The 26,311-nt window shown below is 73.5% G+C and carries 27 protein-coding genes; 18 read left to right on the top strand and 9 right to left on the bottom strand.

The window, feature by feature from the left end:
• The first annotated feature begins 3 nt into the window (after positions 1-3).
• Genes O7603_RS20100 through ccsB form a run of 5 tightly spaced genes read left to right on the top strand, consistent with a single transcriptional unit; the run spans position 4 to position 4,718 of the window.
• Positions 4-651 carry a histidine phosphatase family protein gene (locus O7603_RS20100; protein ID WP_281571347.1) on the top strand — a complete coding sequence of 216 codons (648 nt, stop codon included), beginning with the start codon at positions 4-6 and terminating at the stop codon, positions 649-651.
• A complete protein-coding gene (locus tag O7603_RS20095) occupies positions 651-1,223 on the top strand; it encodes a TlpA disulfide reductase family protein (protein ID WP_281571346.1) in 573 nt (190 codons plus the stop codon). Before O7603_RS20100 ends, O7603_RS20095 begins: the two co-directional genes overlap by 1 nt.
• Positions 1,223-2,071, top strand: coding sequence for a cytochrome c biogenesis protein CcdA (locus tag O7603_RS20090; protein ID WP_281571345.1), 849 nt, complete (start codon positions 1,223-1,225; stop codon positions 2,069-2,071). Before O7603_RS20095 ends, O7603_RS20090 begins: the two co-directional genes overlap by 1 nt.
• A complete protein-coding gene (locus O7603_RS20085) occupies positions 2,071-3,732 on the top strand; it encodes a cytochrome c biogenesis protein ResB (protein WP_281571344.1) in 1,662 nt (553 codons plus the stop codon). Before O7603_RS20090 ends, O7603_RS20085 begins: the two co-directional genes overlap by 1 nt.
• Entirely contained in the window at positions 3,732-4,718 is a 987-nt protein-coding gene (ccsB, locus tag O7603_RS20080; RefSeq protein WP_281571343.1) for a c-type cytochrome biogenesis protein CcsB, read from the top strand. Before O7603_RS20085 ends, ccsB begins: the two co-directional genes overlap by 1 nt.
• A gap of 95 nt (positions 4,719-4,813) precedes the next feature.
• On the opposite strand, the gene O7603_RS20075 is transcribed toward ccsB, so the two are convergent.
• Both O7603_RS20075 and O7603_RS20070 read right to left on the bottom strand, forming a co-directional pair.
• Positions 4,814-5,026 (bottom strand): hypothetical protein, encoded by a 213-nt coding sequence (locus O7603_RS20075; protein WP_281571342.1) that lies wholly within the window; start codon positions 5,024-5,026, stop codon positions 4,814-4,816.
• Between the two features lie 101 nt (positions 5,027-5,127).
• The gene (locus tag O7603_RS20070; RefSeq protein ID WP_281571341.1) at positions 5,128-5,604 is read right to left on the bottom strand and encodes a MarR family transcriptional regulator; all 477 of its coding nucleotides are present in this window, start codon (positions 5,602-5,604) and stop codon (positions 5,128-5,130) included.
• 109 nt (positions 5,605-5,713) lie between these two features.
• On the opposite strand from O7603_RS20070, the gene O7603_RS20065 reads away from it, so the two are divergent.
• Entirely contained in the window at positions 5,714-6,274 is a 561-nt protein-coding gene (locus tag O7603_RS20065) for a carboxymuconolactone decarboxylase family protein (RefSeq protein WP_281571340.1), read from the top strand.
• 41 nt (positions 6,275-6,315) lie between these two features.
• On the opposite strand, the gene O7603_RS20060 is transcribed toward O7603_RS20065, so the two are convergent.
• Positions 6,316-7,131 (bottom strand): alpha/beta hydrolase, encoded by an 816-nt coding sequence (locus tag O7603_RS20060; RefSeq protein WP_281571339.1) that lies wholly within the window; start codon positions 7,129-7,131, stop codon positions 6,316-6,318.
• 195 nt (positions 7,132-7,326) lie between these two features.
• Here O7603_RS20060 and O7603_RS20055 point away from each other — a divergent pair, with 195 nt between their 5' ends.
• Together O7603_RS20055 and mqnP are read left to right on the top strand one after the other, a co-directional pair.
• Complete coding sequence (locus O7603_RS20055; RefSeq protein WP_281571338.1) at positions 7,327-8,784, top strand: menaquinone biosynthesis decarboxylase; 1,458 nt, start codon at positions 7,327-7,329, stop codon at positions 8,782-8,784.
• A complete protein-coding gene (gene mqnP / locus O7603_RS20050; RefSeq protein ID WP_281571337.1) occupies positions 8,784-9,695 on the top strand; it encodes a menaquinone biosynthesis prenyltransferase MqnP in 912 nt (303 codons plus the stop codon). The genes O7603_RS20055 and mqnP overlap by 1 nt, the downstream gene beginning before the upstream one ends.
• A gap of 49 nt (positions 9,696-9,744) precedes the next feature.
• Here the strand turns inward: mqnP and O7603_RS20045 are convergent, their stop codons facing one another.
• On the bottom strand, positions 9,745-10,803 hold the full coding sequence (locus O7603_RS20045; protein WP_281571336.1) for a terpene synthase: 1,059 nt from the start codon (positions 10,801-10,803) through the stop codon (positions 9,745-9,747).
• Positions 10,804-11,021: 218 nt separating this feature from the next.
• On the opposite strand from O7603_RS20045, the gene O7603_RS20040 reads away from it, so the two are divergent.
• Entirely contained in the window at positions 11,022-11,651 is a 630-nt protein-coding gene (locus O7603_RS20040; protein ID WP_281571335.1) for a UbiX family flavin prenyltransferase, read from the top strand.
• An 87-nt stretch (positions 11,652-11,738) separates the two neighbouring features.
• On the opposite strand, the gene O7603_RS20035 is transcribed toward O7603_RS20040, so the two are convergent.
• On the bottom strand, positions 11,739-12,005 hold the full coding sequence (locus O7603_RS20035) for a BldC family transcriptional regulator (protein ID WP_281576744.1): 267 nt from the start codon (positions 12,003-12,005) through the stop codon (positions 11,739-11,741).
• A gap of 270 nt (positions 12,006-12,275) precedes the next feature.
• On the opposite strand from O7603_RS20035, the gene O7603_RS20030 reads away from it, so the two are divergent.
• The 3 genes from O7603_RS20030 to O7603_RS20020 are packed head-to-tail and all read left to right on the top strand — an operon-like array spanning position 12,276 to position 14,721.
• The gene (locus O7603_RS20030) at positions 12,276-12,734 is read left to right on the top strand and encodes an Lrp/AsnC family transcriptional regulator (protein WP_281571334.1); all 459 of its coding nucleotides are present in this window, start codon (positions 12,276-12,278) and stop codon (positions 12,732-12,734) included.
• Between the two features lie 48 nt (positions 12,735-12,782).
• The gene (locus O7603_RS20025; protein WP_281571333.1) at positions 12,783-13,613 is read left to right on the top strand and encodes an SDR family NAD(P)-dependent oxidoreductase; all 831 of its coding nucleotides are present in this window, start codon (positions 12,783-12,785) and stop codon (positions 13,611-13,613) included.
• Positions 13,614-13,629: 16 nt separating this feature from the next.
• On the top strand, positions 13,630-14,721 hold the full coding sequence (locus tag O7603_RS20020) for a PLP-dependent cysteine synthase family protein (RefSeq protein WP_281571332.1): 1,092 nt from the start codon (positions 13,630-13,632) through the stop codon (positions 14,719-14,721).
• Between the two features lie 7 nt (positions 14,722-14,728).
• Here the strand turns inward: O7603_RS20020 and O7603_RS20015 are convergent, their stop codons facing one another.
• The 3 genes from O7603_RS20015 to O7603_RS20005 all read right to left on the bottom strand — a co-directional run bounded on the left by O7603_RS20015 (position 14,729) and on the right by O7603_RS20005 (position 18,135).
• The gene (locus tag O7603_RS20015; protein WP_281571331.1) at positions 14,729-15,358 is read right to left on the bottom strand and encodes a putative glycolipid-binding domain-containing protein; all 630 of its coding nucleotides are present in this window, start codon (positions 15,356-15,358) and stop codon (positions 14,729-14,731) included.
• A 117-nt stretch (positions 15,359-15,475) separates the two neighbouring features.
• Positions 15,476-17,362, bottom strand: coding sequence for a DEAD/DEAH box helicase (locus O7603_RS20010; protein ID WP_281571330.1), 1,887 nt, complete (start codon positions 17,360-17,362; stop codon positions 15,476-15,478).
• A 308-nt stretch (positions 17,363-17,670) separates the two neighbouring features.
• Positions 17,671-18,135 (bottom strand): hypothetical protein, encoded by a 465-nt coding sequence (locus O7603_RS20005; RefSeq protein ID WP_281571329.1) that lies wholly within the window; start codon positions 18,133-18,135, stop codon positions 17,671-17,673.
• Between O7603_RS20005 and O7603_RS20000 the strand changes: the two genes are divergently transcribed.
• Positions 18,116-18,559, top strand: a complete 444-nt coding sequence (locus tag O7603_RS20000) for a hypothetical protein (protein WP_281571328.1) — start codon at positions 18,116-18,118, stop codon at positions 18,557-18,559. The two genes, O7603_RS20005 and O7603_RS20000, sit on opposite strands and share 20 nt — an antisense overlap.
• Positions 18,560-19,285: 726 nt before the next feature.
• Here O7603_RS20000 and O7603_RS19995 read toward each other — a convergent pair.
• The gene (locus O7603_RS19995; RefSeq protein WP_281571327.1) at positions 19,286-20,812 is read right to left on the bottom strand and encodes a C40 family peptidase; all 1,527 of its coding nucleotides are present in this window, start codon (positions 20,810-20,812) and stop codon (positions 19,286-19,288) included.
• Positions 20,813-21,050: 238 nt separating this feature from the next.
• Between O7603_RS19995 and mqnE the strand changes: the two genes are divergently transcribed.
• The 5 genes from mqnE (at position 21,051) to pstA (ending at position 26,310) form a co-directional block, all read left to right on the top strand.
• Positions 21,051-22,220 carry an aminofutalosine synthase MqnE gene (mqnE, locus tag O7603_RS19990; RefSeq protein WP_281571326.1) on the top strand — a complete coding sequence of 390 codons (1,170 nt, stop codon included), beginning with the start codon at positions 21,051-21,053 and terminating at the stop codon, positions 22,218-22,220.
• 107 nt (positions 22,221-22,327) lie between these two features.
• Positions 22,328-23,089: a hypothetical protein gene (locus tag O7603_RS19985; protein ID WP_281571325.1), complete on the top strand. Its 762-nt coding sequence runs from the start codon at positions 22,328-22,330 to the stop codon at positions 23,087-23,089.
• A 317-nt stretch (positions 23,090-23,406) separates the two neighbouring features.
• Positions 23,407-23,913, top strand: a complete 507-nt coding sequence (locus O7603_RS19980; RefSeq protein ID WP_281571324.1) for a hypothetical protein — start codon at positions 23,407-23,409, stop codon at positions 23,911-23,913.
• Entirely contained in the window at positions 23,913-24,953 is a 1,041-nt protein-coding gene (gene pstC / locus O7603_RS19975) for a phosphate ABC transporter permease subunit PstC (RefSeq protein ID WP_281571323.1), read from the top strand. Before O7603_RS19980 ends, pstC begins: the two co-directional genes overlap by 1 nt.
• 10 nt (positions 24,954-24,963) lie before the next feature.
• Positions 24,964-26,310 (top strand): phosphate ABC transporter permease PstA, encoded by a 1,347-nt coding sequence (pstA, locus tag O7603_RS19970; RefSeq protein WP_281571322.1) that lies wholly within the window; start codon positions 24,964-24,966, stop codon positions 26,308-26,310.
• Position 26,311 lies beyond the last annotated feature (1 nt).

The following is a 26,311-nucleotide window of genomic DNA, read 5'->3' as shown; positions in this document are numbered from 1 at the left end:
GCGGTGAGCAAGACGGTGGTCCACGTGCTGCGGCACGGCGAGGTGCACAACCCGGACAAGATCCTCTACGGCCGGCTGCCCGGTTTCCGCCTCTCCGAGCTCGGCGTGCAGATGGCCAAGGCCGCCGCGCAGGGGCTCGCCGAGCGGGATGTGGTGCACGTGGTGGCCAGCCCGCTGGAGCGCGCGCAGCAGACCGCCGAGCCGATCGCCGGGCAGTTCGGCCTGCCGGTCGGGGTGGACGAGCGGCTGATCGAGAGCGCCAACTGGTTCGAGGGCAAGAAGGTCTCGCCGGGCGACGGCTCCTTCCGCGACCCGCGCAACTGGTGGGTGCTGCGCGACCCGGTCACCCCGTCCTGGGGTGAGGCCTACCGGGCGATCGCCGAGCGGATGTTCGCCGCACTGCACGCCGCCCGGATCGCCGCCGAGGGGCGCGAGGCGGTGCTCGTCTCGCACCAGCTGCCGATCTGGACGCTGCGCCGGCACGTCGAGCGCAAGCGCCTCTGGCACGACCCGCGCCGGCGGCAGTGCGGCCTGGCGAGTCTCACCTCGTTCCACTTCGACGGCGCCAAGGTCGTCGGCATCGGCTACTCCGAGCCGGCCGCCCACCTCATCGCGATGTCGCCGACCGCCCGGACGGCCAAGGGGGCCTGATGCGTACCCGGAGGTGGACCGCCGGTCTGCTCGCCGCCGTCGCCGCGGTGGCGCTGGTCGGTTGCACGTCGCAGAGCCAGGAGAAGACCTGCGCCACCTCCGCCGAGGGCGTGATCGAGTGCGCGCCGGACCAGCGGTCCGCGCCACCGAAGATCGCCGGTGACCTGCTCACCGGCGGCAGCTACGACGTCTCCCAGGCCCGCGGTCAGGTCGTCGTGGTCAACTTCTGGGGCTCCTGGTGCGCGCCGTGCCGCGCCGAGGCGGACGACCTGGAGGCCACCTACCAGGCCACCAAGGCCTCCGGCGTGACGTTCCTCGGCATCAACGTGCAGGACAACAAGGACAAGGCGCTCGCGTTCGAGGAGGGCCGGGTCACCTACCCGAGCCTCTTCGACCCACCGAGCCGCCTGGCGCTCGCTCTGGACATCCCGCCGAACACGATCCCGGCCACCGTGGTGCTCGACCGGGACGGCCGGATCGCCGCGGTGATCCGCGCCGCGGTCAAGCAGGACGGCCTGCAACCGATCGTCGAGCAGATCGCCGCCGAGCAGCCCGCGTCCGGTTCCCGCTGATGGGCGAGACGTTCCGGCAGGTCGCCCTCGACGGCCCACTGCTGCTCGCCATCGGCGCGGCCGCCCTCGCCGGGCTGGTCAGCTTCCTGTCGCCGTGCGTGCTGCCGCTGATGCCGGGCTACCTGTCGTACGTCACCGGCCTGGCCGGCGCCGACCTGGAGGGGCGCGGCGCCCGGTCGGGGCCTCCGGTGACGGAGGCGGCCGACGGGCCGAGCGGGGGCACGGCCGTCGCGCTGCGCCAGCGGAGCGCCCGGGCCGCGACCGCGCTGGTGAAGGGCCGGGTGCTCGCCGGGACGCTGCTCTTCATCGCCGGCTTCACCGTCGTGTTCACCGCCACCGCGATCCTCTTCGCGAGCGTGGGGAAGGTCTTCTTCACGTACGAACGGACGCTGGAGATCGTCATCGGCGCGCTGATCATCGTGCTGGGGCTGGCCTTCGTGGGCCTGATCCCCGGCATGGAGCGCGAGTTCCGCATCTCCCGGCTCCCGTCCGCCGGCTTGCTCGGGGCGCCGGTCTTCGGCGCGGTCTTCGCGCTGAGTTGGGTGCCGTGCGTCGGCCCCACCCTGGCGGCCGTGACGGGAATGGCCACCGTCAGCGGGCAGATCGACCGGGCGGTGGTGCTCGCCGTGGCGTACTGCCTCGGGCTGGGGATACCGTTCGTCATCTTCGGGCTGGGCTTCGAGCGCCTGCTCGGGGTCTTCCGCGCGATCCGGCGCAACAGCCGCTGGGTCACCCGGGTCGGCGGGGCCCTGCTGATCCTGATCGGCCTCGCGCTGGTCACCGGTGGCTGGACGAACGTCGTGATCTGGCTGCAGACCACCGTCGGAGTGGGCGAGGTGAGCATCTGATGACCGTCGTGGACGAGCGACCGGCCACGCCCGCGGAGGCGCCCCGGCGCCGCCCCAACCGGGTGCTGGCCCTGCTGCGCAATTCCTGGCGGCAGCTGACCAGCATGCGTACGGCACTGGTGCTGCTGTTCCTGCTCGCGGTCGCGGCCATTCCCGGCTCGGTGCTGCCGCAGCGGAACATCAGCCCGGAGAAGGTCAGGGAGTACTTCGCCGACCACCCCGACCTGGCTCCCCGGCTGGACCAGATCGGCGGCTTCGACGTCTTCAGCTCGGTCTGGTTCTCCGCGATCTACCTGCTGCTCTTCATCTCGCTGATCGGCTGCATCACGCCGCGGCTGCGCGACCACGTTCGGGCGCTGCGGGCCAAGCCGCCGGCCGCGCCGAAGCGGCTGGACCGGCTGCCCCAGCATGCGGTGCTGGCCGCACCGGCCGGGGGCGCGGCGGCGATCGCCGAGGTGCTGCGCCGGCGGCGCTGGCGGGTGACGGTCCGTGGCGACGAGGTCTCCGCCGAGAAGGGCTACTTCAAGGAGTCGGGCAACCTGCTCTTCCACAGCTCGCTGGTGGTCGTGCTGATCGGCGTCGCGCTCGGCTCGTGGTTCGGCTGGAGCGGCAACCGGCTGCTGGTGGCCGGTGAGGAGAAGGCCTTCTGCAACACCCGCCAGCAGTACGCCGAGGCGAAGCTGGGCCCGCGGGTGGACAGCGCTCGACTGCCCGGCTTCTGCCTGACCCTGGACCAGTTCCAGGCCCGGTTCCTGGAGTCGGGGCAGCCGGAGTACTTCAACGCCACGGTGACGGTGGAGGAGCCCGGCCGGGCCACCCGGACCGCCGACTTCTCGGTGAACTCGCCCCTGCGGCTGGACGGTGCCAGCGTCTACCTGCTCGGCCACGGGTACGCCCCGGTCATCCGCTACACCGACCGCTACGGGCGCAGCCAGGTCAGCGCGGAGCCGTTCCTCACCACCGGCGACATGGGCCTGACCAGCGAGGGCCTGGCGGCGTTCCCGGACGCCAACGTCGACCCGGCGACCGGTAAGCGCGACTCGGACCTCCAGGTGGCGTTCACCGGCCTCTACCTGCCGACGGCGCCGGACTCTCCGCCGTACGTGCGGTCGCAGTACCCGACCGAGCGCAACCCCGCGCTCAACCTGGTCGCCTACCGCGGCAACCTCGGCCTGGACGCCGGCATCCCCGGCTCGGTCTACGAGCTGGACCAGCGGCAGGTCCGGATGGGCAAGGTGAAGCAGGTCGGCGAGAAGGTGCTCAAGCAGGGCGAGACCTGGAAGCTGGACGACGGCACCACGGTCGAGTTCCTGGGCACCAGGAGCTACGTCACCCTCAGCGTCCGGCACGACCCCGGGTCGACGCTGCTGCTGGTGAGCTGCGGGACGCTGCTCCTCGGGCTGATGGGGGCGCTGTTCGGCCGGCGGCGCCGGGTCTTCTTCCGGGTGATGCCGGACGGATCCGCGGCCCCCGGGAGCGCAACTCCGACGAGCGGTAGTAGTTTGGTCGAGGTCGGTGGGTTGCCGCGCACCGACTATCCAGGGTTCGCCGACGAGTTCGCGCAGCTCGTCGCCGCGGTGAGCGGTGACGGGCGGCCGGACGACGAGCGGGCCGGCACGGAACGGACCGACCGGGCCGCGGCGCGGGAAGGGACAGAGTGATGTCCGCACTCTCCGATCAGCTGGTGACGTTCGCGATCCTGGCGTACCTCGTCGCGATGATCAGCCACGCCGTCGAGTACGCGCTCGGCAATGCCCGGACGCGGGCCACCGCCGCCGCGCCCGCCCGGGAACTGGTCGGCGCGGGCGTCGGCGCGTCCGGCGGGACGATCACCGCCCCGGCCGCGCCGGTGCCGCCGGTGGTCGTCGCGGCGAACCGGTCCGCCGATCGGGGCCGGCTGGGCGGCCGGGTCGCCGTCTGGGTCACCGCGGTCGCCGTCCTGCTGCACCTCGCGGCCCTGGTCACCCGCGGCGTCGCCGCCGACCGGATGCCGTGGGGCAACATGTACGAGTTCGTGCTCACGGTCTCGTTCATCGGCGCCGCCGCGTGGCTCGTGGTGCTCGCCAAGCGGCCGTCGCTGCGCCGGCTCGGGCTGTTCCTCACCCTGGTGATGGTGCTGCTGCTGGCCACCGCCGAGCTGGTGCTCTACGTGCCCGTCGTTCCGCTGGTGCCTGCGCTCAACTCGTACTGGTTCGTCATCCACGTGTCGACGATCGTCTTCTCCTCCGGGATCTTCCTGCTCGGTGTGGTGCCGGCGGTGGCCTTCCTCATGCGCAACGGCTACGAGCAGGGACGGAACCGCTTCCCGTACACGCTGGCCAAGCGGCTCCCGGCGGCGGCCGCGCTGGAGCGGCTGACCTTCGTGCTGCACGCCTTCTCGTTCCCGGTCTTCACGTTCGCGGTGATCGCGGGCGCCATCTGGGCCGAGGCCGCCTGGGGGCGGCCGTGGGGCTGGGACCCGAAGGAGACCTGGGCGTTCATCTCCTGGGTGGTCTACGCCGGCTACCTGCATGCGCGGGCCACGCCGAGCGTGAAGCGCAACGTGGCGACCTGGATCGCCGTGCTCGGCTTCCTCACCATGCTGATGAACCTGTTCGGCGTGAACATCTACTTCACCGGCCTGCACTCGTACGGCGGCCTGGACTGACGACGCGACTTGTCGGACTGCGCCCATGAGAAACGTCGTTCTACAACTGCGGCGGGCGGCCGTCCGGCGGCCCGACGTGGTCCTGCGCGCCGCTGTCAGGGTGACTGAACGACCCGTGGCCGGCGCTGCCGGAGCAGCTCGTCGACCCGCAGGGTGACCTGGTAGGAGACCTCGGGCACGTCGGCGAGTTCGATCCGCTCGGCGCGCAGCGCGAGCTGGGCGTGCAGTTCCCGGGCGATCGCGTCGCGCACCTCGGCGAGCAGCGGCGACAGGCCGTCCGGGTCCCCGACCACGTAGACGTCCGACATGTCCCCAGCTTCCGCCCCGGCCGGTCCGGCGCGCCAGCGTCGGTGAGTTTTCTCGCCGGCCGGCGAACCTGACCGGGCGCGCCGGTCTGTGCGCATAGCGGTCAGACTCCGAACCAGCCCGGCACGTCGAGGCGGAACCAGTTGGCCGGGGTGACGGCGCGCAGGTCGTCCTCGATGGCGGCCACCCGGTCCGGGCCGAGCGTGGCCACCCACCGCTCACGCAGCTCGTCGAAGACGACCGCCGAGCGGCGTAGCCCGTCGCGCCCGCGCGGGGTCATCCGGACACGCTTTCGTCGGGCGTCGCGCGGGTCGTCGGCGCGCTCCAGGTAGCCGAGTTCGACCAGCCGGTCCACCGTCTTGCCGGCGGCCTGCTTGGAGATGCCCAGCCGCTGGCCCAGCTCGGTCGCGGTGGTCCCGTCGACGCCGACAGCCTGGAGCACGAAGCCGTGCAGCGGCCGCAGCTCGCTGTGCCCCTGCCGCGCCAGCTCCGTGTGCAGGTCGTCGATGAGCGTACGGAAGCCGGCCAGCAGGAGCAGGGGCAGCAGGAAGCCGGGCCGCTCGGGATCAGCGCTTGCCACGTTCGACAACCACGTTTACTATTTCGTCAACCACGTTGACGATCGTACGCCGAGCACCCCCGCCCGCCGGCCCCGGCCGGCGCTGCCCCGCCACGGAAAGCAGGTCATCGTGCCCGAGCGCGACTTCCCCACCCACACGTCCGAGACCGCGCCCGCCGCCGTCCGCCCGACCATGGAGGGCGTACGGCAGAAGTTCGGCTACCTGCCCGTGGCGGTCGCCCGGATGGCCGAGTCGCCGGAGGCCCTCAAGGGGTTCCTCACCGTCAACCGGTTCTTCGAGGCCGCGGCGCTCGCCCCGATCGAGCGGGAGGTGGTGGTGCTGACCGTCGCCACCCGCAACGAGTGCCACGTCTGCGTGGCGCTGCACACCGGCGTCCTGCACCGGAGCGGCGCCGCGCCCGAGTTGATCGAGGCGCTCCGCGCCGGCACGCCGCTGCCCGCGCACCGGCTGGAGGCGCTCCGGCGGTTCGTGCTGGCGGTGCTGGACCATCGGGGCGACGTCCCGGACGACGAGCTGCGCGCGTTCCTCGCGGCCGGCTTCGCCAAGCGCAACGCCCTCGACGTGGTGCTGGGCGTCGGCGCGTACACCATCTCGACCTTCGCCAACCGCCTGGTCGACGCCCCGCTGGACGCCCCGCTCGCCGAGTACGCCTGGACACCCGCCGCCTGACCCTGGCTGCGGCGCCGTGTCGGTGCCCGTTCGTCGTGTGCTCAGACCTCGGCGGCGACCCGGTCGAGCCACTCGGACACCAGCGCGTCGAACAGGGCCGGCTGCTCGATCTGCAGGTTGTGCCCGGCGACGTCCAGCACCGCGAACGTCGCTCGCGGGTAGTGCGGCAGCAGCGCGAACTGGTCGAGGTAGCCCACGCTGTCGTCCTGCCGGCCGGTGAGGACCAGGGTGGGGCGGGGGAACACCGGGCCGTCCTCGGGATCCCGCGCGAGCGTCCACCGCTGCCGGATCCGGGCCATCGCCGCGGCGTCCCGGAGATCGAGGCCGACCAGGATCTCGTCGCTGAACCGCCGCAACGTCTCCGGTGACTGGACGACCGCGATGTCCGCGAACTCCTCGGCGGCCAGGGGATCGGCCGACGCGAGCAGTTCTGGGTCAGCACGCAGCACCTGCCGCCGCGGCACCCGGCGTTCCGCGTGCTCCACCGCCGTGCCGATGGGGCAGATCAGGGCCAGGCCGAGCACCTGGTCGGGGCGGGCCCGGACGAGAGCGCGGGCGAGGTAACCGCCGTAGGACTCGCCGACGAGCAGGAACGGCGTGTCGCCGAACGCCTCGTCCACGACATCCTGAACGGCGTCGAGCACGTCGTCGGAGCTGGCGATCTCCGGCGGGGCCGGCGACGCGCCCATGCCGGGCAGATCCGGGTACAGCCGGCGGTATCCGGTGCGCCCGGCGAACACCGGCTCGAGGCAACCGAGCATCAGGCGGTGGTCGGGCGACCAGCCGTGCAGGGCCAGCACCGGTGCGCCGGCCCCGCGCTCGACGACGTTCAACCGCACCGACGTTCGACGTGACATGGCGGACCCCCTCGCTTCGCGACGCGCCCACGGATGATGCTGCTCGGCACCGACAGATCCGGCCGGGTCGGTGGCTGTTGTGGCGTGGCTCACGGAGACCCGGCGGACCGTTCCGATGGCGCGCGACGCCGACCGGGCCACGGCGCCCCGACCCGGCCGGGAGGGCCCGGGCGGTGGTGGGGGAGACTTGCGGGCATGGCGGCTCGCTTCCCGTACACCGATCTGAAGGAATTCCTCGCCGCGCTGGAGCGCGCGGGCGAACTGCGGCGGGTGGACGTCCCGGTCGACCCGAGCCTGGAGATCAGCGAAGTGGTCACCCGGACGGTCCGCGCGGGCGGGCCGGCGCTGCTCTTCGAGCGGCCGACCCGGGGTGAGATGCCGGTGGCGATCAACTTGTTCGGCACCGAGAAGCGGATGGCGATGGCGCTCGGCGTCGAGTCGCTCGACGAGATCGGCGCGCGGATCGGCGCCCTGGTCAAGCCGGAGCTGCCGGTCGGCTGGTCGGGGATCCGCGAGGGCCTGGGCAAGGTCATGCAGCTCAAGTCGGTGCCGCCGCGCAAGGTGAAGACCGCCCCCTGCCAGCAGGTGGTCTACCGGGGCGACGACGTCGACCTGAACCGCCTGCCAGGCCTGCAGGTCTGGCCGGGCGACGGCGGGATCTTCCACAACTTCGGGCTGACCCACACCAAGCACCCGGAGACCGGCAAGCGCAACCTCGGCCTCTACCGGCTCCAGCAGCACTCCCACAACACGCTCGGGATGCACTGGCAGATCCACAAGGACTCCACCGCCCACCACGCGGTCGCCGAGCGTCTCGGGCAGCGGCTGCCGGTCGCGGTGGCGATCGGCTGCGATCCGGTGGTGTCGTACGCCGCGTCTGCGCCGCTGCCCGGTGACATCGACGAGTACCTGTTCGCGGGCTTCCTGCGGGGTGAGCGGGTCGAGATGGTCGACTGCCTCACCGTGCCGCTCCAGGTGCCGGCGCACGCCCAGGTCGTGCTGGAGGGCTACCTCGAGCCCGGCGAACGGCTGCCCGAGGGGCCGTTCGGCGATCACACCGGCTTCTACACCCCGGTCGAGCCGTTCCCGGTGCTGCACGTCGAGGCGATGACCATGCAGCGCGACCCGGTCTACCACTCGATCATCACGTCGAAGCCGCCGCAGGAGGACCACGGCCTCGGCAAGGCCACCGAGCGGATCTTCCAGCCGCTGCTCAAGCTGCTGATCCCGGACATCGTCGACTACGACCTGCCGGCGGCCGGCGTCTTCCACAACTGCGCGATCGTCTCGATCCGCAAGCGCTACCCGAAGCACGCCCAGAAGGTGATGAACGCGATCTGGGGCGCCCACCTGATGTCGCTGACCAAGCTGATCGTGATCGTCGACGAGGACTGCGACGTGCACGACTACGCCGAGGTCGCCTTCCGCGCCTTCGGAAACGTCGACTACGCCCGGGACCTGCTGCTCACCGAGGGCCCGGTGGACCACCTCGACCACTCGTCGTACCAGCAGTTCTGGGGCGGCAAGGCGGGCATCGACGCGACCCGCAAGCTGCCGGCCGAGGGCTACACCCGGGGCTGGCCGGAGGAGATGCGCATGTCGCCCGAGGTGGTCTCGCTGGTCGACAAGCGCTGGAAGGAGTACGGGATCTGATGGCGGTACTCGACGCGCCGGCGGAACGCCCCGGCCGGGTGAAGTCCTTCCTCCGGCTGGTCACCATCGAGCACTCGGTCTTCGCGCTGCCCTTCGCGTACCTGTCGGCGCTGACCGCGATGCGGGTCCACGGCGGGCACGTGCGCTGGCTGGACCTGCTGCTGATCACCGTGGCGATGGTCGGGGCGCGGACGTTCGCGATGGCCGCCAACCGGATCCTGGACCGGCGGATCGACGCGCGGAACCCGCGAACCGCCGGGCGGGAACTGGTCACCGGGGCGGTCAGCGTGCGGACCGCCTGGACCGGCGCGGTGGTCGCGCTGGTGGTCTTCCTGGTCGCCGCCGCCCTGCTCAACCCGCTCTGCCTGGCGCTCGCCCCGCTCGCCGTGGTGCCGCTGGTCGTCTACCCGTACGGCAAGCGGTTCACGAACTGGCCGCACGCCATCCTGGCGATCGCCCAGGCGGTCGGCCCGGTCGGCGCCTGGCTGGCGGTCACCGGCACCTTTGCCGACTCCGGGCCGGCCTGGCTGCTCGGCGCGGCGGTCGGTCTCTGGATCGGCGGCTTCGACCTGATCTACGCCTGCCAGGACTCCGAGATCGACCGGCAGATCGGGGTGCACAGCGTCCCGGCCCGGTACGGCCGCCGGTTCGCGCTGCACGCCTCCACCGTCGCGCACGTGGTGACCTTCGCGCTGTTCATCTGGTTCGGCGCGCTGGTCGGGTTCGGCTGGCTCTGGTGGATCGGGCTGGCGCTGACCGCGGTCGCCTTCGGCTACCAGCACCTCGTGGTCAGCCCGACCGACCTGAGCAAGGTCAACCGGGCGTTCTTCACCGCGAACGGGTTCGTCGGCATCGCCCTGTTCGTGTTCGCCCTGCTCGATCTGGTGATCCGGCTCGGCCTGCGGCCGTGACCCGGGCCGCCGGCGGTCGAGCCCGGCGTCGCCGGTGGGCGGCCCGCGGTCAACAGCCGGCGGCCGCCGGCGCGGGCTGCGGGGCGGGCTCGATGCGTGCGGCGGGCGCGGGCGGCGTGGCGGGCTCGGGGCGGCTCGCGGGCTCGGGGCACGCACCTGGATAGCGGGCGCTCTCGACCGTCCAGTCGATGGTGCCGCGGACCGCGTTGGCCACCCCGTCGAGCAGGTCGGTGACCGCCTCGTCCAGCGCCGGCCCGAACGACGGCACCGCCGCGCGCACCTCGACGAAGCGCCGCATCGAGGCGCGCCAGCGGTCGGCTACCAGCTGGACCGCCGCCTCGGCCGGCACGCCCCGCTCGCCGGCGACCGCCAGCACCAGGTTGTGCCCGCCGGAGGTGGCCCGGTCCCGCTCCAGCGATGCCAGGTCGTTGTACCAGGAGAGCAGGTCGTTGCCGATGTCGGCGATCTCGCGCAGCAGCGGGTGGTGGTAGACCGGGTCGGGCAGCGGCCGCCCGGTGACGAACTCCACCAGCGGGAACGAGACGTAGGCCGCCGAGGTGGCCCGGCGCAGCTCGACGTACGCGGCGACGCCGGGCGGCCGGCCGGCGGACTTGTCGACCGCCTCGCGCCAGGTGCCCGTCAGGTGGTGGGCGACCGCGTCGGTGAAGCGCTGCCGCCAGCGGGCCGGCATCCGGCGGTGGGGCTCCCGCCACGCCCTGACCAGCAGCCGCCGCAGCGGCCCGACCAGTCCCGGGTGCCGGTGGCGGTGCCCGCCGTGCAGCACCGCCAGCGCGCCGTCGCGCAGCGCCCGGATCCGCGCCGGATCGAGCCGGTCCGGCCCGTCGCAGGCGTCGTCGACCAGGAAGAACCAGGTGAACAACGCGGTCAGCACCCGCAGGTCGGCCTCGGTCGCGGCGGGGTAGAGCCGGCCGGCGTACCGGGCGAAGCCGGCGCGGGCGAGCCGCTGCGCCCCGGCGTCGTCCAGCGGGAGGCCGAGGTCCGGCAGCAGGTCGGCGACCAGCCACTCCTGCACCCGGTCGGCGTACGGCGACAGCCGGGGCGGGATCGGGCACTCGGACCGTAGCGACCAGAGGACTGCGCCGGTCATCCCCCGTCTCCTCCCCGTGCGGCGGGCTGGTGCGATGTGTTGCCGTGCGCATCGACTCGGGCAGCATGTCAGGTGGGCGGGAACACGTGTGGCCCCGCCGGACAACCGGGCGGGAGCGGGACAACCGCCGTTCCCGTGGACATCGCGGCGGGTGGCCGTGGGCCCGAACCTCGGGGGCGATCGCCGGCGGGCAGCGGTGACCAGGCACGCTGGACGGCATGCGTGAACCATGGGTGGTCGGGATCTCCGGTGCGTCCGGCACGCCGTACGCGGCGGCCGTCGTACGCGGGCTGCTCGACGCCGGAGAACCGGTGGACCTCATCGTCTCCCGGGCGGCCCGGCTGACCCTCCTCGACGAGACCGGCCGTCCGTTCCGTGACGCGCACTGGGCCGACGACCTCGCCGGCTGGCTCGACCGTGACCTGGCCGACGCCGACGTGCGGCACTGGCCGGCGGGTGACCTGGCGGCCGGGCCGAGCAGCGGCTCCTACCCGGCGCGCGGGATGGTGGTCGTCCCGGCGAGCACGGCGGCCTGCGCCGGCATCGCCATCGGGCTGTCGAAGGACCTGCTGCAACGGGCGGCCGAGGTCAACCTCAAGGAGCGGCGGCCGGTGGCGGTGGTGCCCCGGGAGACCCCGGTGACCCGCAGCCACCTGGAGCACCTGATCGCGTTGCACGACGCCGGTGCGGTGGTGCTGCCGGCCAGCCCCGGCTTCTACGGCGCAGGCGCGGCGGCCTCGGCCCAACAGTTGGTCGACTTCGTCGCCGGCAAGGTGCTGGACGCGGTCGGTGTGCCGCACACGCTGTTCCGCCGCTGGTCGGGGCAGCTCGGCGCGGCCCGGGACTGACGCCGGGCGGCGGCGGTCAGCGGAGTGTCGGGCCGGAACGCGGACCGGATCCTGTCGCCCGGCCCGCGCGGCGAGTCCCGTACGAGCTCAGTACATCCCGGCGTTGGCCGGACCGGGGCCGGTCGAGGCGGCCGGGCCGACGTTTCGCGGCCTTCCCATGTCGTCGGTCTCGTCCAGCATGCCCTCCCCCTCGAGAAGGGCCCGCACCTCGGATTCCCGAAACCGGCGATGCCCTCCTGGAGTCCGGATGCTGCCGATCCGACCCGCTGCCGCCCATCGCGTCACAGTCTTCGGGTCAACCCGAAACAGCGCGGCGACCTCACCCGGTGTCAGCAGGCGATCTCCAGTGTCCACAGCCCCCTCCTCGCGTTCGACGAAGCCCCCGGCTGAACACACTGCCCCCGGCCGGTGCGAGCCCAGAGCCGTCATGAGGGACGTATGGCAATTACAGCACCAGCGACCTGGCCTGTCCGCCAAACGCGAAAAACGCACTGAGTGGGAAGTTAGTCAATGGTACCGGCGTCGCACTCCCTTGACTCTCCGTACGCGAACTGTCACCTGCTGTCATGTCCAACGGACGCCGGAGTCCGGGCGTTACGCCTCAACCGTTAGGGTCTACAGTCCGTGGACGCCATCGACCTCAGCCTCGTGGAGCTTTTGCGCGGCAACGCCCGCCTCTCCTACGCCGAACTGGCCCGCCAGGTCGGCCTCTCCGCACCGGCGGTGCACGAGCGGGTCGGGAAGCTGGAGGCCGGCGGCGTCCTGCGGGGCTACCGGGCGGACGTCGCACCGGAGGCGATCGGGCTCGGCGTCACCGCCCTGATCGGCATCGTCGAGGACTCGGGCGCGGACACCGACGACGTCCTCGCGGCATTCCGGGCCATGCCCGAGATCGAGTCCTGCTACTTCATGGCCGGAGTCGAGTCGTTCCTGCTCAAGGCGCGGGTGGGCACCATCGCCGAGTTGGAGCAGCTGATCGTACGGCTCAACCGGACGCCGGGCGTGGCGTCCACCCGCACGAGCATCGCGCTCTCCACGAAGTGGGAAAACCGCCCGCAGCCGGTCACCCCGCCCTCCGCCTGACCGGGCGTAGCCCTGGCGCAAGTCGACCGGCGGCGATAGGTTGCGCCGATGATCGCCCCCGCTTCCGGCGCCGCCGTGGTGACCGGCGCCGCCGGCGGACTGGGCCGGGCCGTCGCCGCGGCGCTGCACGCCGACGGCTGGCCCGTCCTGCTCACCGACCTCGACCGGGACGCCGTGGCCACCGCGGCCACGCCGCTCGGTGGCTGGTCCCGCCCGTTGGACGTCCGCGACGAGGCCAGCTGCGCCGAGGTGGCCGCCGAGGCGGCCGCGCACGCCGGCGGCCTGGGCCTCTGGGTCAACAACGCCGGCATCTTGGTCACCGGGCCGGCGTGGGAGCAGGACGGGCCGACTCGCCGCCAGGTGCTCGACGTCAACGCGCTCGGCGCGATGAACGGGACGCTCGCCGCGCTGGACGTGATGCGCGCGCAGGGACGCGGTCACGTGCTCAACATCGTCTCGCTGGCCGGGCTGGTGGCGGCGCCGGGCGAGACGGTCTACGCGGCCAGCAAGCACGCCCTGCTCGCGTTCAGCCTCGGCACCCTCGCCGACCTCCGCATGGCCGGCCACCGCGAGATCCACGTGTCCTGCCTCTGCCCGGACGGGATCTGGACCCCGATGCTGCACGACCGCCTCGACGATCCGGGCGCGGTGGCCTCCTTCACCGGATCGATGCTCACGCCCGACCGGGTGGCCGCCCGGGTCGTCCGGCTGGCCCGGCGGCCACGCCCGGTGGTGGCCCTGCCGCGCTGGCGCGGTGCGCAGGTCCGGCTGCTGGACGCCGCGCCCCGGCTCGCCCTCGGGCTCACCCCGCTGGTCCGCGCGGTCGGCCGAGCCGGACAGCGCCGGCAGCGCCGACGGGCGGGTCCCGGCCCCGCCTGACTGCTACGTTTCCGGGATGGCTCACCTGGATCGATGCGACGAGGCCGGCCGTCGGTGGGTGACCGGGGCGATCGCCACCGTGGAGGCGGACGCCAACCGCTCGGCCGACACGCACCTGCTGCCCTTCCCGCTGCCCCGCGACTGGGGGATCGACCTCTATCTCAAGGATGAGTCGGTGCACCCGACCGGGTCGCTCAAGCACCGGCTGGCCCGCTCGCTCTTCCTCTACGGGCTGTGCAACGGCTGGATCGGGCCGGCGACGACGATCGTCGAGGCGTCGTCCGGCTCGACCGCGGTCTCCGAGGCGTACTTCGCCCGGATGCTGGGGCTGCGGTTCATCGCGGTGATGCCCGCGTCCACCTCGCCCGAGAAGATCGCCCTGATCGAGTTCCAGGGCGGCCGCTGCCACCTCGTGGACGACCCGGCGCAGGTGGTCGTCGAGGCCCGCTGGCTCGCCGAGGACACCGGCGGGCACTTCATGGACCAGTTCACGTACGCCGAGCGGGCCACCGACTGGCGGGGCAATAACAACATCGCCGAGTCGATCTACGCGCAGCTCGCCCTGGAGCGGCACCCGGTGCCCGACTGGATCGTGGTGGGCGCCGGCACCGGCGGCACCAGCGCGACCATCGGCCGCTACGCCCGCTACCGCCGGCTGCCCACCAAGCTCTGCGTGGTCGACCCGGACAACTCGGCGTTCTATCCCGCCTGGCTCGCCGCCGACTGGTCGGTGCAGACCGGGAAGGGCTCCCGAATCGAGGGGATCGGCCGGCCGACCGTCGAGGCGTCCTTCCTGCCGTCGGTGGTGGACCGGATGATGCAGGTGCCGGACGCGGCCTCGATCGCCGCGATGCGGGCCGGCTCGGCGGTGCTCGGCCGCCGCGTGGGCGGCTCGACCGGCACCAACCTGTGGGGTGCCTTCGGGCTGATCGCCGGCATGCTCGCCGACGGGCGGACCGGCTCGGTGGTCACCCTGATCTGCGACGCCGGCGCCCGGTACGCCGACACCTACTACGCCGACGAATGGGTGACCGGCCAAGGCCTCGACCTGGCTCCGCACCTGGCCACCGTCGAACGCTTCCTGAGCACCGGCGCCTGGCCGGCCTGATCCCGGGTCAGCTCGACCCGGCGCGCTCGGCCACTCCCGGGTAGCGCAGCACGTAGCCGTCCGGGTCGAGGTCGATGTCGGCGGTGAACGTGTCGCTGGCGAACCGCACCCGGTCCGGCCCCAGCGGCGTGTAGACCTGCTCGGCGGGGAACACGACCAGGCTGGGCAGGAGCACCCAGGCGACGGTGATCCGCCGCGCCCGCTCGGCGGGCCCCTTGGTCAGCCCGAGCCGGTGCACCGGCAAGGCGTTGAACAGGGGCGAACCGCCGAGGTCGACGTCGAGGGCGTCGGCGAGTCGATCGGGGTCGTCGGTGCCGGGCAGGCCGGCGGGCGCGTGCCCGGCGGCCGACAGCACCGCGTCCAGGTCACCCTGCTCGGCGGTGGTCACCCGCCAGCGCTCGGCCGCCCGTTCCACGCGTACGCTGCGCAGCCAACCCGTCCCCTCGACTTCGATCTCGAACCGGGTGGTGGTCCAGTCCGGCGCGGTGGCCAACTGGTATCGCGCGGTCCACGGGATCGGGTCGACGGCGAGCATGGTGCCCCGGGCAGCGAGCCCCTGGCTGTCGTCGAACAGGGCGTGCTCGCTGCCGGCGGTGTCGGTCCGGGTCCAGAAGAGCGACTTCGGCATGGTCGGCATGAGCCGCACGTTACGCGACCGGACCGACACTGGCAGCGCATGCAGCGCTCAGGCCGCGCGGATCCTGGTCGGCGACCGGCCCGCCAGGGTCGGAGCCCGCCAGGATCCGCGCGCCCGTCAGTGGGTGCGCGCCGGCGGGCGGGCGCCCGGGCCGCGGCGGTCGTCGCGCGGGCGGTCGTCGCGGCCGCGCCCGTCGCCCCGGAAACCGGTCGGGCGGTCGTCGCGGCCGCGCGCGTCGCCGCGGAAACCACCCCGTCGGTCGTCACGCGCGTCGCTGCGGAAACCACCTCGTCGGTCGTCGCGCGCGTCGCCGCGGAAGGCACCAGGCCGGTCGTCGCGGAAGCCGCCTCGCTGCTCGTCGCGCGCGTGCGCGTCGCTGCGGAAACCGGCCGGGCGCTCGTCGCGTCCGCGTCCGTCGGCGCGGAAGCCACCCCGCCGGTCGTCACGCGCGTCGCCGCGGTCGGCGTACCGCCGCTCGCGGTCGCCGTGCCAGCGGCCGCCCGGCGTGTCCCCGTACCGGCGCTCGCCGTACGGCCGGTCGCCGTCCCGCCGCTCGTCGCGGCCGCCGACGTGCCGGTCACCCTGCGGGCGGTCGCCGTAGCCGCCGAAGCGGCGCTCACCGCGGCCGGACCGCTCGCCGAAGCGACGCGGGCCGCCGGCGCGCTCGCCGTGGCGGCGGGGCTCCTCCGGCTCCTCGCGGACCGGCACACCGCTCGGCTCGCGGGCCCCGGTCAGCTCGGCGAGCGCCGGGTCGCCGGCCCGGACCCGGGTCTGCGCCGGCTCGACGCCGGCCTTCTCCAGCATCGCCAGCGTGGTCCGGCGCTGCTTCGGCAGCACCAGCGTGGCCACCGCCCCGGACTCGCCGGCGCGCGCGGTCCGGCCGGCCCGGTGCAGGTAGTCCTTCGGGTCCTTCGGCGGGTCGACGTGCAGCACCAGCGAGACGCCGTCCACGTGGATGCCGCGGGCGGCCACGTCCGTGGCGACCAGCACGTTCATCCGGCCCTCGCGGAACTCGGCTAGGGTGCGCGTACGCATCCGCTGGGTCTTGCCACCGTGCAGCCCGCCGGCCCGTACGCCCACCGCGGCGAGCTGCGAGACCAGTCGGTCCACGCCGAGCTGGGTCCGGGCGAACACCATCGTCCGGCCCTCGCGGGCGGCGATGGACGCTGCCACCGGGAACTTGTCGTGCGGCGGGATCAGCAGCAGGTGGTGGTCCATGGTGGACACGGCCGCGGTCGGCGGCGCGGTGGAGTGCGTCACCGGGTCGGTCATGAAGCGCTTGACCAGCGTGTCGACGTCACCGTCCAGAGTGGCCGAGAAGAGCAGCCGCTGCGCGGTGGCCGGGGTCTTCGCCAGCAGCTCGGTGACCTCCGGCAGGAAGCCCATGTCGGCCATCTGGTCGGCCTCGTCGAGCACGGTCACCTCGACGTCGTCGAGGCGGCAGACACCCCGCTCGATCAGGTCGCCGAGCCGGCCCGGAGTGGCCACGACGATCTCGACACCACGGCGCAGCGCGTCGATCTGCCGGTCGTAGGGCACCCCGCCGACGGCGGTCTTGAGGAAGACGCCGACCGCCTTGCCCAGCGGCAGCAGCGCGTCGTTGACCTGCATGGCCAGCTCGCGGGTGGGCACCAGGACCAGGGCGCGCGGGTGCAGGGGCCGGGCCCGCTCACCGGCGGCGACCCGGGCGAGCAGCGGCAGGCCGAAGGCCAGCGTCTTGCCGGAGCCGGTCTGGCCCCGGCCGAGGACGTCCCGGCCGGCGAGCGCGTCCGGGACGGTCGCGCTCTGGATCTCGAACGGGGTGGTGATGCCCTGCCGGGCGAGCGCCCGGACCAGTGGCTCGGGCAGGCCAAGCGCCGCGAAGTCCCTGGTGTCGGTGGTGGTCTCCCCGGCCGGGGCGGTGCCCTCCGGAGCCGAGGTGGCGGGCTCCGACGCGGTGTCCTCCGGCGCCGGGCTGAGGCCGAAAGCGGACGGGAACGTGCTGGGGTCAGCAAACGTGGTCAAGAAGTGCCTTTCAAGCGGGGCGCATCTTCGCGATGGCCTGCCGCAGCTGAACGCCGCCGAATCGCCCGCAAGACCGCCCATGGGCACGCGGGAGGCGCGCCAGGTCAGTGATCTCCACAAGTGTACGGCGGTGACCGTGAGCCGCCACTCGGCCGGAACCGTAGTGGGCGGGCTCACCCGTCGGTGCCGCCCGCCCCATCCCCGGTCGATCATGAAGTTGTTGCCACCGGTCTCGGCGTGTCGGCGCAACAACTTCATGATCGACAGATGCCGGCGGGGCCGGCCACGCGGGCTGGGGGCTGCCCCGGTCAGCCGTTGAGGACGTTGCCGATCAACCCGCTCACCGCGTCATCCGCGAGCAGGACGATCAACACGCTGACGATCACCAGCAGGCCGAGCGCCAACGCCAGGACGACCACCACCCGAGCCGTCCGGGACCGCTCGGTCGGGGTGTCCGACCAGCCCTGGGCGAGGATGTGCCCGGTCAGCGAGCCGGAGGTCTCCACCGGGCTCGGCAGCGCGACGGTGGTGAAGCCCGGGCCCTCGGTGCCGGCCCCGTAGACCGTGCCGTGCAGGTCCGCACCGCCGTCGTACCGCGGGCTGTGCGCGCCGGCGGACGCGCCGCCCGTCTGGGCGCCGCCGATCCGGGCACCGCCGACCTGGGTGCTGCCGGTCTGAGCGCTGACGGCCTGAGCGCTGACGGTCTGGGTGGCGCCGGTCTGGGTGGCGCCGCCCGGACGGTCGCCGGCCGGAGTGCTGCGGGCGCTCGGCACGTTGAACGCCGCGGTGGCGCTTCCCGCCGGTGGCGCTGACACGGGTGCGGCGGCCCGGGCGGTCGGAGCCGGCGCCGGAGCCGACGATGTCGCCGGGGGCGGGGGAAAGGGCGGCGCCGGCATCGGGCCGGGCGGCGGCGGTGGCGGCGGCATCGGCGGTCCGGGCGGCGGCGACGGGGGCCCCGGCGGGGGTGGCACCGGCCTGGGCGGCGGCGCGGGACGCGGGCCCGGCGGGTACGGGCCCGGCGTCGGCGGGTTGGGCTCCGGCACCGGCGGGGCGGGCGACGGCGGCTTCGGCCCGGGCACCGGAGGAGTCGGCGCGGGTGCCGGCTCCGGTTCCGGGGTGGGCGGCTTCGGCGGCTGCGCCGGCTCCGGGGGCTGGGCCGGCTCGGGCGGCTCCGGGTTCACCGGGCCGGACCGGTAGACGGCCGGGGCGCCGACCCGCGCTCCGGCCGCGGCCGCCTCATCGGCCGTGGCCCGGCTCGTTCCCGGTGCCGAGACGGACGCCCGGGCGGCGGCGCCCGTCGCGGCGGACGGCATCCGGCTCGGGCCGGGCACCGTGGCGCTGGCCCGAGCGGCCGGCCGGTCCTCGTCGGTAGAGGTCCGGCCCGTGCCCGCCGCCGCAACGCTGGCGCGGCCGGCCGGTCGGCTCTCGTCGGTTGGGGCTGTCGCAACGCCGGCGGCCGGTCGGCTCCCGTCGGTTGCGCCTGTCGCGACGCCGGCGCGGTCCGCGGCGGCCTCCTCGGCCGTGGCCCGGCTCGTGGCGGGCACCGCGACGGAGGCCCGGGCGGGCGCGGCGGAGCCGTCACGCTGGCCCGGCAGCGGCCCCGCGGGAGTCGCGGTGCCGGTCGTGCCGGAGCCGGCGCCGGCACCCGGGTCGTCCGACGCCGCGGCGCCCGGGTCGCCCGACGCCGCGGCGCCCGGGTCGCCGGCCGCGGGCACGCCACCCTCGGGCGTGGTGGGCTCAGCGGTGGGCGCGGCGTCCTTCCGGTCGACGGGCGTGGAGCCAGGGTCGACCGTCTCCGCCGGAACCTTCTGCTCGGCCATGTCCGCCCTCCGCGCCACGCTCACACCCGGCCGGGAACCCGTGCCTCCGTGCCACGGTGCCACATTCCGCCCCGGCCGCACAGCCGGAGTGGGTGCTTGGGGATCAGCTTCCGGCGCTCGCGCTCACCGAAGAACTCGCCGACGGGCTGCCGCTGGTCGAACTCTCGCTGGTGCTGGCGGACGGCTGCGCCGAGGACGGCGTCGTCGTCGGTGACCCCGTCGGGCTCGGCCCCGTCGTCGGCGGCGTGCTCGGCGGGGTGGTCGGCGGGGTGGTCGGCGGGGTGGTCGGAGGCGTCGTCGGCGTCTTGGTAGGCGTCGGGCTCGGCGAGGTGGTGGGCTTCGGCGTGCCGGTGGCCGACGGCGTCGGGGTGGGGCTCGGGGTGTTCGTGTTGCCGGGCGTCGGGGTGGCCGACGGCGCGGGAACCGCCCCGACCACCCGGGTGGCGGCGTAGAGCCGGGACCAGGTCACCGTGGAGATCTTGACGACGTCGCCGGTGGTCGGTGCGTGCACCATCTTGCCGTTGCCGATGTACATGCCGACGTGGTGGATGGTCGTCCAGCTGCTGCCCGAGGCGAAGAAGAGCAGGTCGCCCGGGAGCAGCGCGGTGCGGTCCACGGTGCGGATGTGGGTTGCCCGGTACTGGTCGCGGGAGACGCGGGGCAGGTCGAAGTAGTCGGCCCCGGGCGACCGGTAGGCCGCCCACATGAGACCGGAGCAGTCGAACCGATTCGGCCCCTCCGCGGCCCAGAGGTAGGGATCGCCGAGCTGGGCGAGGGCGTAGCGTACGGCGGCCATGGCCCGCGGGTGGGCGGTCAGCCCGTTCGCGCTCTGGCCCTGGAGGTAACCGGCGCCGAGCCGCTGTTCGGCGGCCTCCTGCTGGCGTTCGAGCTGGATGAGCTGCGCCTCGTTGTCCCGGCGCAGCTTGAGCAGCTTCGCCTCCTCGGCGTGCAGCGCCTTCTCACCGGCGGTGAACTCGTCGCCGGCGGCGCGGACGGCGGCCTCGGCCGCCGCGTACGCCTGGGCGGCCGTCTGCTCGGCGGCCCGGGCCCGCGACAGCTCGCCGGCGGCGGCGGTGGTCGACCCCTCGACCTTCTCGCCCCGCGTGATCCGCTGGAGCTGGCTCAGCCCCTGGATGTCGTCGGCGAGCTCGCCGGGAGGCAGCGCCGCCCGCGCCTTGAGCGCCTCGGCGGCGGCCGTGTCGGCCCGCTCCTGCGCCCGGGCCAGGGCGTCCCGGGCGATCTTCAGGTTCTGGTCGGCGGTGGCGCGCTGGGCCTCCGCGTCGGTGCGCTTCTGGCGTATCTGGAGCAGTGTGTCGCCGAGCAGCCCGACCTGGGCCTGGGCGGTGTAGATCTGGCTGGCCAGCGGGCCGGTGCCGAGGTTTCCGACCGGGGCGCCCGGGGTCACCGGGGCGACGGGCGCGCCGCCGGGTAGCTGGAGCGTGCCGCTGACGGCGGGCCGCGAGCCGGTGTCCGGAACGGTGGCGGGCGTCGCCGGGTCGGCGTAGACCGGGCTGGCCAGCACCGCGGCGGCGACCGCGCCGAGCAGGGCGGCCCAGAGCCGTGGACGCAGCACGGGCGAGACAATCGGGCTCCGTCGTCGCTGCCGCCGCCCGTGTCGCCTGTCGACCATTCCGCTCCCCGTCCGGCACGCAGTCGCCGGACCCCGGTGGGCACGGCCGGGGGGACGCTACCAGTGCGTCGCTCCCCACCCTGTCTTACCGCAAGCAGGGCATCGCTGTCGATGAGCGGCCGGGTAACGGGAGCCTGAGAATCTGGTGAAGCAGCTCGCTGCCGCCGACCGTGCCGGCGGGGTGAAGAGCGGCCCGACGTAGGCTCGATCGGATCGCAGCAGGTGGAAGGGACGTGCCATGGACGCCGGACTCAAGCGTGAGCTCGAAGCGAAGGTGTACGCCGGGGAGCGGCTGACCCGGGAGGACGGGATCGCCCTCTACGACATTGACGACCTGGCCTGGCTGGGGCGGCTGGCCCACCACCGGCGTACGGAGCTGAACGGCGACCGGGTCATGTTCAACGTCAACCGGCACCTGAACCTGACCAACGTCTGCTCCGCGTCCTGCGCGTACTGCTCGTTCCAGCGCAAGCCCGGCGAGAAGGACGCGTACACGATGCGCATCGACGAGGCGGTGCGCAAGGCTAAGGAGATGGAGGACGAGCAGCTCACCGAGCTGCACATCGTCAACGGTCTGCACCCGACGTTGCCCTGGCGCTACTACCCGAAGGTGCTGCGCGAGCTGAAGGCGGCGCTGCCGAACGTCAAGCTGAAGTGCTTCACCGCGACCGAGGTGCAGTGGTTCGAGAAGATCAGCGGCCTTCCCGCCGACGAGATCCTCGACGAGCTGATGGACGCGGGCCTGGAGTCGCTCACCGGTGGTGGCGCGGAGATCTTCGACTGGGAGGTCCGGCAGCACATCGTGGACCACGCCTGCCACTGGGAGGACTGGTCACGCATCCACCGGCTGGCGCACAGCAAGGGCATGAAGACACCGTCCACGATGCTCTACGGCCACATCGAGGAGCCCCGGCACCGGGTCGACCACGTGCTGCGCCTGCGCGAACTCCAGGACGAGACCGGCGGCTTCGCGGTCTTCATCCCGCTGCGCTACCAGCACGACTTCGTCGACTCGGCGGACGGCAAGATCCGCAACCGGATCCAGGAGCGGACGACGATGGCCTCGCCGGCCGAGTCGCTGAAGACGTTCGCGGTCTCCCGGCTGCTCTTCGACAACGTGCCGCACGTGAAGTGCTTCTGGGTGATGCACGGCCTCTCGGTGGCCCAGCTCTCGCTGAACTTCGGCGTCGACGACCTGGACGGCTCGGTCGTCGAATACAAGATCACGCACGACGCCGACGCGTACGGCACGCCGAACACCATGCACCGCGAGGACCTGCTCGACCTGATCTGGGACGCCGGGTTCCAGCCGGTCGAGCGGGACACCCGCTACAACGTGGTCCGGGAGTACAACAAGGCGCCGAGCCTGGCCGAGCGGCGGGCGGAGCCGCAGCAGGTGTGGGCCTGAGTATTCCCGGGTGAACGCGGGCCGGCCCGGCCCCTGTTCACCTGCTGGCCGTCCGGCGCGTGCGATGCCGTGCACCGGCGGTCGCACCGTGCGCATAGACCGTCGATGTGCCTCGAAACCTGCCCGCCTCCGCGGCGGCCGCCTCGGCGGCGCTCACCGTGGCGGCCACTCTCGTGCTCCCCGTACCGGCCGACGCCGCCCCGCTCGGCGGCGTACGACTCTCCGCGACCAGCGGGACGGTCGACGCCACCCCGATCTTCGCCAGCGCCACCGCCACAGCGCCCTGCCCCACCGGCTTCGGACGCAACGCCCAGTTGCGGGTCGGGCCACCCGGTGGCCCGTACAGCAATCTCGCCCGCCCGCTGTCCGCCGGCGGTTACGACCGGGCCGCGGTGACCGCCCAGCCGAACCGGTCGTTCGCCACCGCGCTCGGCGGCGCCCCTGTCGACGGCGAGTGGTGGGTCGTCGTCGAGTGCGTCAGCGAGACCCAGGGCGTGCACCCGGAGCGCTTCGTCACCCCGATCACCGTCTCGGGTCGACAGTGGCGCGCCGGCCGGCCGGCGGGCGCCGCCCCGGCCCGGCCCGACGCCGACGGCTCCCTGGTCGTGTCCCCGTCCGCCGGCGCCAGCGCCGCGTCCGGCACGCCGTCCACGGCCGCGCCGACTCCGAATCCCGGCGGATCGGTCGACGCGGTGGCGGAGGCGGACGTCGAACGCCGGCTGACCGGCAACGAGGGGTCGGGCTCGGCGTCCCTGGCCAACCTGTGGTGGATCCTCGCCCTGCTGGGGGCGCTCCTGGTGGTCGGCACGACCTGGCTGACCACCCGGCGGCCGGCCCCGCGAGGCCGGGACGCCGCTCGCGGCCGTTGACCCGTCGGATCCGGCACGGCGAGGGCGGTGGCCAGCTGGCCACCGCCCCTCGCGTCCGGGCAGGTCGGCGTGGGCGGCCCGGGACCGGTGCGACGCATCGGCTGACCCCCGAACTGGATGCCGGTCGATCTCGGCTCGACCCGCTGGCGTCGCGGCGTATCCGAACGGTGGATGCCTGAATACTCGCTGTTCACATTCTGCATGTCTGGCGTGAGCGGGCGGCTGCGTGCCGAGTCACCGCCGCTGCCGACGCTGATCCCGTCACTGGGGAGCGGCATCGAGCGGGCGCGTCCGCGCCGAAGCAGGAAGGGATCAGCGTGCAGCGTTCACGGTTCGTGTTCCTTGCCGCACCGACACCCGCCCACCAGCCCGGAGGGCCGGCCGATCGCATCGTCTGGATGCTCGTCTCGCCCAACAACCGGCCGCTCGGGCGCGGCGCCGTCTACCACGACATCTACGCGCGGTGCCGCGAGTCGGTGCTGGACCTGCAGGCCAACGTCGACCGGATCGTGGCCCTGGAGGGCACCGTGCCGGCCAGCGGCCACTGGTCCTGGCGGATCGAGCTCGACGACATGGCGGTGGCGCTGTCGAGCCGGTCGTACCTGCGGGCCCGCGAGTGCACGTACAACCTGGAGCGCTTCCTGGAGGCGCTGCCGCTCGCCGAGGTGGTGCCCGGCACGCGCGACGTCCGCCGCGACCGGCGCCGGGCGCCCGAGCCGCCCCCGCCGTCCGGCGGCACACTCGGCGGCCAGCCGTACCGGCCGGCCCGGCTGATGTACGAGTCGCCCGCACGCCGGGACCTGCGCCAGCGGGACGCCGGCTGATGACCGTGGTCGTCACCGCCCCCGACGCGCCCACCGGCGCGGGGGCGACCGGTCCGCGCCAGGTGCATCAGCGCCGGACCCCCTCCGACCGGCTCTTCCGGGGCGTGATCCGGGTCGCCGGCGTCGTCGTCCTCGCCATCATGCTGCTGGTCGGCATCTTCCTCGCCCTGCGCGCGCTGCCGGCGCTGCGGACCATGGGCTGGCGCTTCCTCAGCGTCCAGGAGTGGGACCCGGCGGGGGCCAACTTCGGGGTGGCCGGCGTCCTCGTCGGCACCCTGCTGATCGCCGCCGTGGCGATCGTCATCGCGGTGCCGATGGCGGTGGGCACCGCGCTCTACATCACCGAGTACGCCCCGCGCCGGATCGCCCCGTTCCTGGTCAACCTGGTCGACCTGATGGCCGCGGTGCCCAGCGTGGTCTACGGGATCTGGGGGCTCTTCCTGCTCGAACCGCACCTGCTCGTCGTCGGTGAGCAGGACGAGGGGCTGCCGCGCTGGCTGGCCACCTACTTCGGCTGGATCCCCCTGTTCAAGGTGGACAACTACGATCCGCGCGATCCCACCAGCGACGGCGCGCTGACCAGCTCGACCTTCGTGGCCGGCATCATCGTGGCGATGATGGTCACCCCGATCATCTCCTCGGTCATGCGGGAGGTCTTCTCCCAGGCGCCGGTGGGTGAGCGGGAAGGCGCCTACGCCCTGGGCGCGACGAAGTGGGGCATGATCCGGTCGGTCGTGCTGCCCTTCGGACGCGGCGGGATGATCGGCGGCACGATGCTCGGCCTGGGTCGCGCCCTGGGCGAGACCATCGGTGTCTACCTGGTCATCTCGGTCGTCTTCGTCATCCAGCCGCACATCCTGCAGACCGGCGGCGGCTCGATCTCCTCGCTCATCGCCCTGCGGTACGCGGAGTCGAACGCGGTCGGTATCGCGGGTCTGATGGCCGCCGGCCTCGTCCTGTTCGCGATGACCCTGGTCGTGAACTTCGGCGCCGGCCTGATCATCAGCCGCAGCCGGTCCGGCGCGGCCAGCGAGGCCTGAGGAGCCAACGGTGAGCACCGAACAGACGCTGATCGCCGAGCCGGCTCCGGCCCCCGTACCGGACGAGCGGGTGAGCGCCGGCGGCCGTGCCGGGTCCGGGACGACCGTCCCGCAGCGGGCCGAGCGGCCGAAGACGCCAGAGGTGCGGCGCACCCTGACGAACACCCGGCGTACCGATGTGTTCGCGCTGCTCGGCGCCGCGACGGCGGCGGTGAGCCTGACCATCCTGATCTTCAGCCAGTTGGCGCCGTTCGACGGGCCGCTCGGCTTCGTGGTCGTCTCCTACCTGGTCTTCCTCGGCCTCTACGCGCTGCTCGTGTCCCTCGACGAGTCGGGCCCCGCGGTGCAGGACCGGCTCGTCGCCGCGATCGTGCACAGCCTGGCGTTCCTGATGCTGCTCGCGCTGGTCGTGGTCATCGGCTTCACCCTCTTCAAGGGCCGGGAGCCGCTGTCGCACCTCAACTTCTACCTGGAGGACGCGCGGCAGGCCGGGCCGCTGGAGCCGCTGTCGATCGGCGGCATCCGGCACGCCATGATCGGAACGCTCCAGCAGATCACCATCGCGCTGGCCATCACGATTCCGCTCGGCATCCTCTGCGCCGTGTTCCTCAGCGAGCTGCCCGGCCCGTTCAGCCGCTTCGTGCGGATCATCGTCGAGGCGATGACGGCGCTGCCCTCGATCGTGGCCGGCCTCTTCATCTACGCCACGGTGATCCTGGCCCTCGGCGAGCTGGAGCGGCGGGGCCGGGACCTGCCGCTGATCGGCCAGAAGTCGGGGTTCGCCGCCGCGTTGGCGATCAGCGTGATGATGCTGCCGATCATCATCCGGGCGGCCGACGTCGTCCTGCGGCTGGTGCCCGGCACGCTCCGCGAGGCGTCCTACGCGCTGGGCGCGTCGCAGTGGCGCACGATCTGGCACGTCGTGCTGCCCACCGCCCGGTCCGGCGCGATGACGGCGATCATCCTGGGCACGGCGCGGGGCATCGGCGAGACCTCACCGGTGCTGCTGACCGCCGGCTTCACCCAGTTCACCAACGTCAACCCCGGCGACGGCCCGCAGGTGTCCCTGCCGCTGTTCACGTTCGACGCGGTGCGCCGCCCGGACGAGGTGATGATCGCGCGCGGCTTCGGCGCGGCGACCGTGCTGATGGCCCTCGTCCTCCTGCTCTTCGTGCTCGCCCGGCTGCTCGGCGGTCGCGCGCCCGGTCAGCTCAGCCGGGGCCAGCGACGGCGGCGGGCCATCGCCTCGCGTCGCGACGCCCTGCGCTTCGCCCGTCGGGAGCGGGAGCGCCTCGCCGCGGCGCCGCGGCCCGGACCGGACCCCGACATCCGCCAACCCGAAGCGACAACGAGGTAGG

Origin of the sequence: Micromonospora sp. WMMD812 (assembly GCF_027497215.1) — a bacterium.
Lineage (GTDB): Bacteria > Actinomycetota > Actinomycetes > Mycobacteriales > Micromonosporaceae > Micromonospora.
Note: the sequence above shows the minus strand (reverse complement) of the source record. Positions and strands in the feature narration are given on the sequence as shown.

Excerpts from the sequence above, each read along its gene's own strand:
- O7603_RS20045 (WP_281571336.1), bottom strand. The coding sequence starts at position 10,803 with ATGACCGGCGCAGTCCTCTGGTCGCTACGGTCCGAGTGCCCGATCCCG.
- mqnP (WP_281571337.1), top strand. The coding sequence starts at position 8,784 with ATGGCGGTACTCGACGCGCCGGCGGAACGCCCCGGCCGGGTGAAGTCC.
- O7603_RS20055 (WP_281571338.1), top strand. The coding sequence starts at position 7,327 with ATGGCGGCTCGCTTCCCGTACACCGATCTGAAGGAATTCCTCGCCGCG.
- O7603_RS19995 (WP_281571327.1), bottom strand. The coding sequence starts at position 20,812 with ATGGTCGACAGGCGACACGGGCGGCGGCAGCGACGACGGAGCCCGATT.
- O7603_RS20075 (WP_281571342.1), bottom strand. The coding sequence starts at position 5,026 with ATGTCGGACGTCTACGTGGTCGGGGACCCGGACGGCCTGTCGCCGCTG.
- O7603_RS20015 (WP_281571331.1), bottom strand. The coding sequence starts at position 15,358 with ATGCCGACCATGCCGAAGTCGCTCTTCTGGACCCGGACCGACACCGCC.
- ccsB (WP_281571343.1), top strand. The coding sequence starts at position 3,732 with ATGTCCGCACTCTCCGATCAGCTGGTGACGTTCGCGATCCTGGCGTAC.
- O7603_RS20020 (WP_281571332.1), top strand. The coding sequence starts at position 13,630 with ATGGCTCACCTGGATCGATGCGACGAGGCCGGCCGTCGGTGGGTGACC.
- O7603_RS20040 (WP_281571335.1), top strand. The coding sequence starts at position 11,022 with ATGCGTGAACCATGGGTGGTCGGGATCTCCGGTGCGTCCGGCACGCCG.
- O7603_RS20060 (WP_281571339.1), bottom strand. The coding sequence starts at position 7,131 with ATGTCACGTCGAACGTCGGTGCGGTTGAACGTCGTCGAGCGCGGGGCC.
- O7603_RS20085 (WP_281571344.1), top strand. The coding sequence starts at position 2,071 with ATGACCGTCGTGGACGAGCGACCGGCCACGCCCGCGGAGGCGCCCCGG.
- O7603_RS20095 (WP_281571346.1), top strand. The coding sequence starts at position 651 with ATGCGTACCCGGAGGTGGACCGCCGGTCTGCTCGCCGCCGTCGCCGCG.
- O7603_RS20025 (WP_281571333.1), top strand. The coding sequence starts at position 12,783 with ATGATCGCCCCCGCTTCCGGCGCCGCCGTGGTGACCGGCGCCGCCGGC.
- pstC (WP_281571323.1), top strand. The coding sequence starts at position 23,913 with ATGACCGTGGTCGTCACCGCCCCCGACGCGCCCACCGGCGCGGGGGCG.
- mqnE (WP_281571326.1), top strand. The coding sequence starts at position 21,051 with ATGGACGCCGGACTCAAGCGTGAGCTCGAAGCGAAGGTGTACGCCGGG.
- O7603_RS20090 (WP_281571345.1), top strand. The coding sequence starts at position 1,223 with ATGGGCGAGACGTTCCGGCAGGTCGCCCTCGACGGCCCACTGCTGCTC.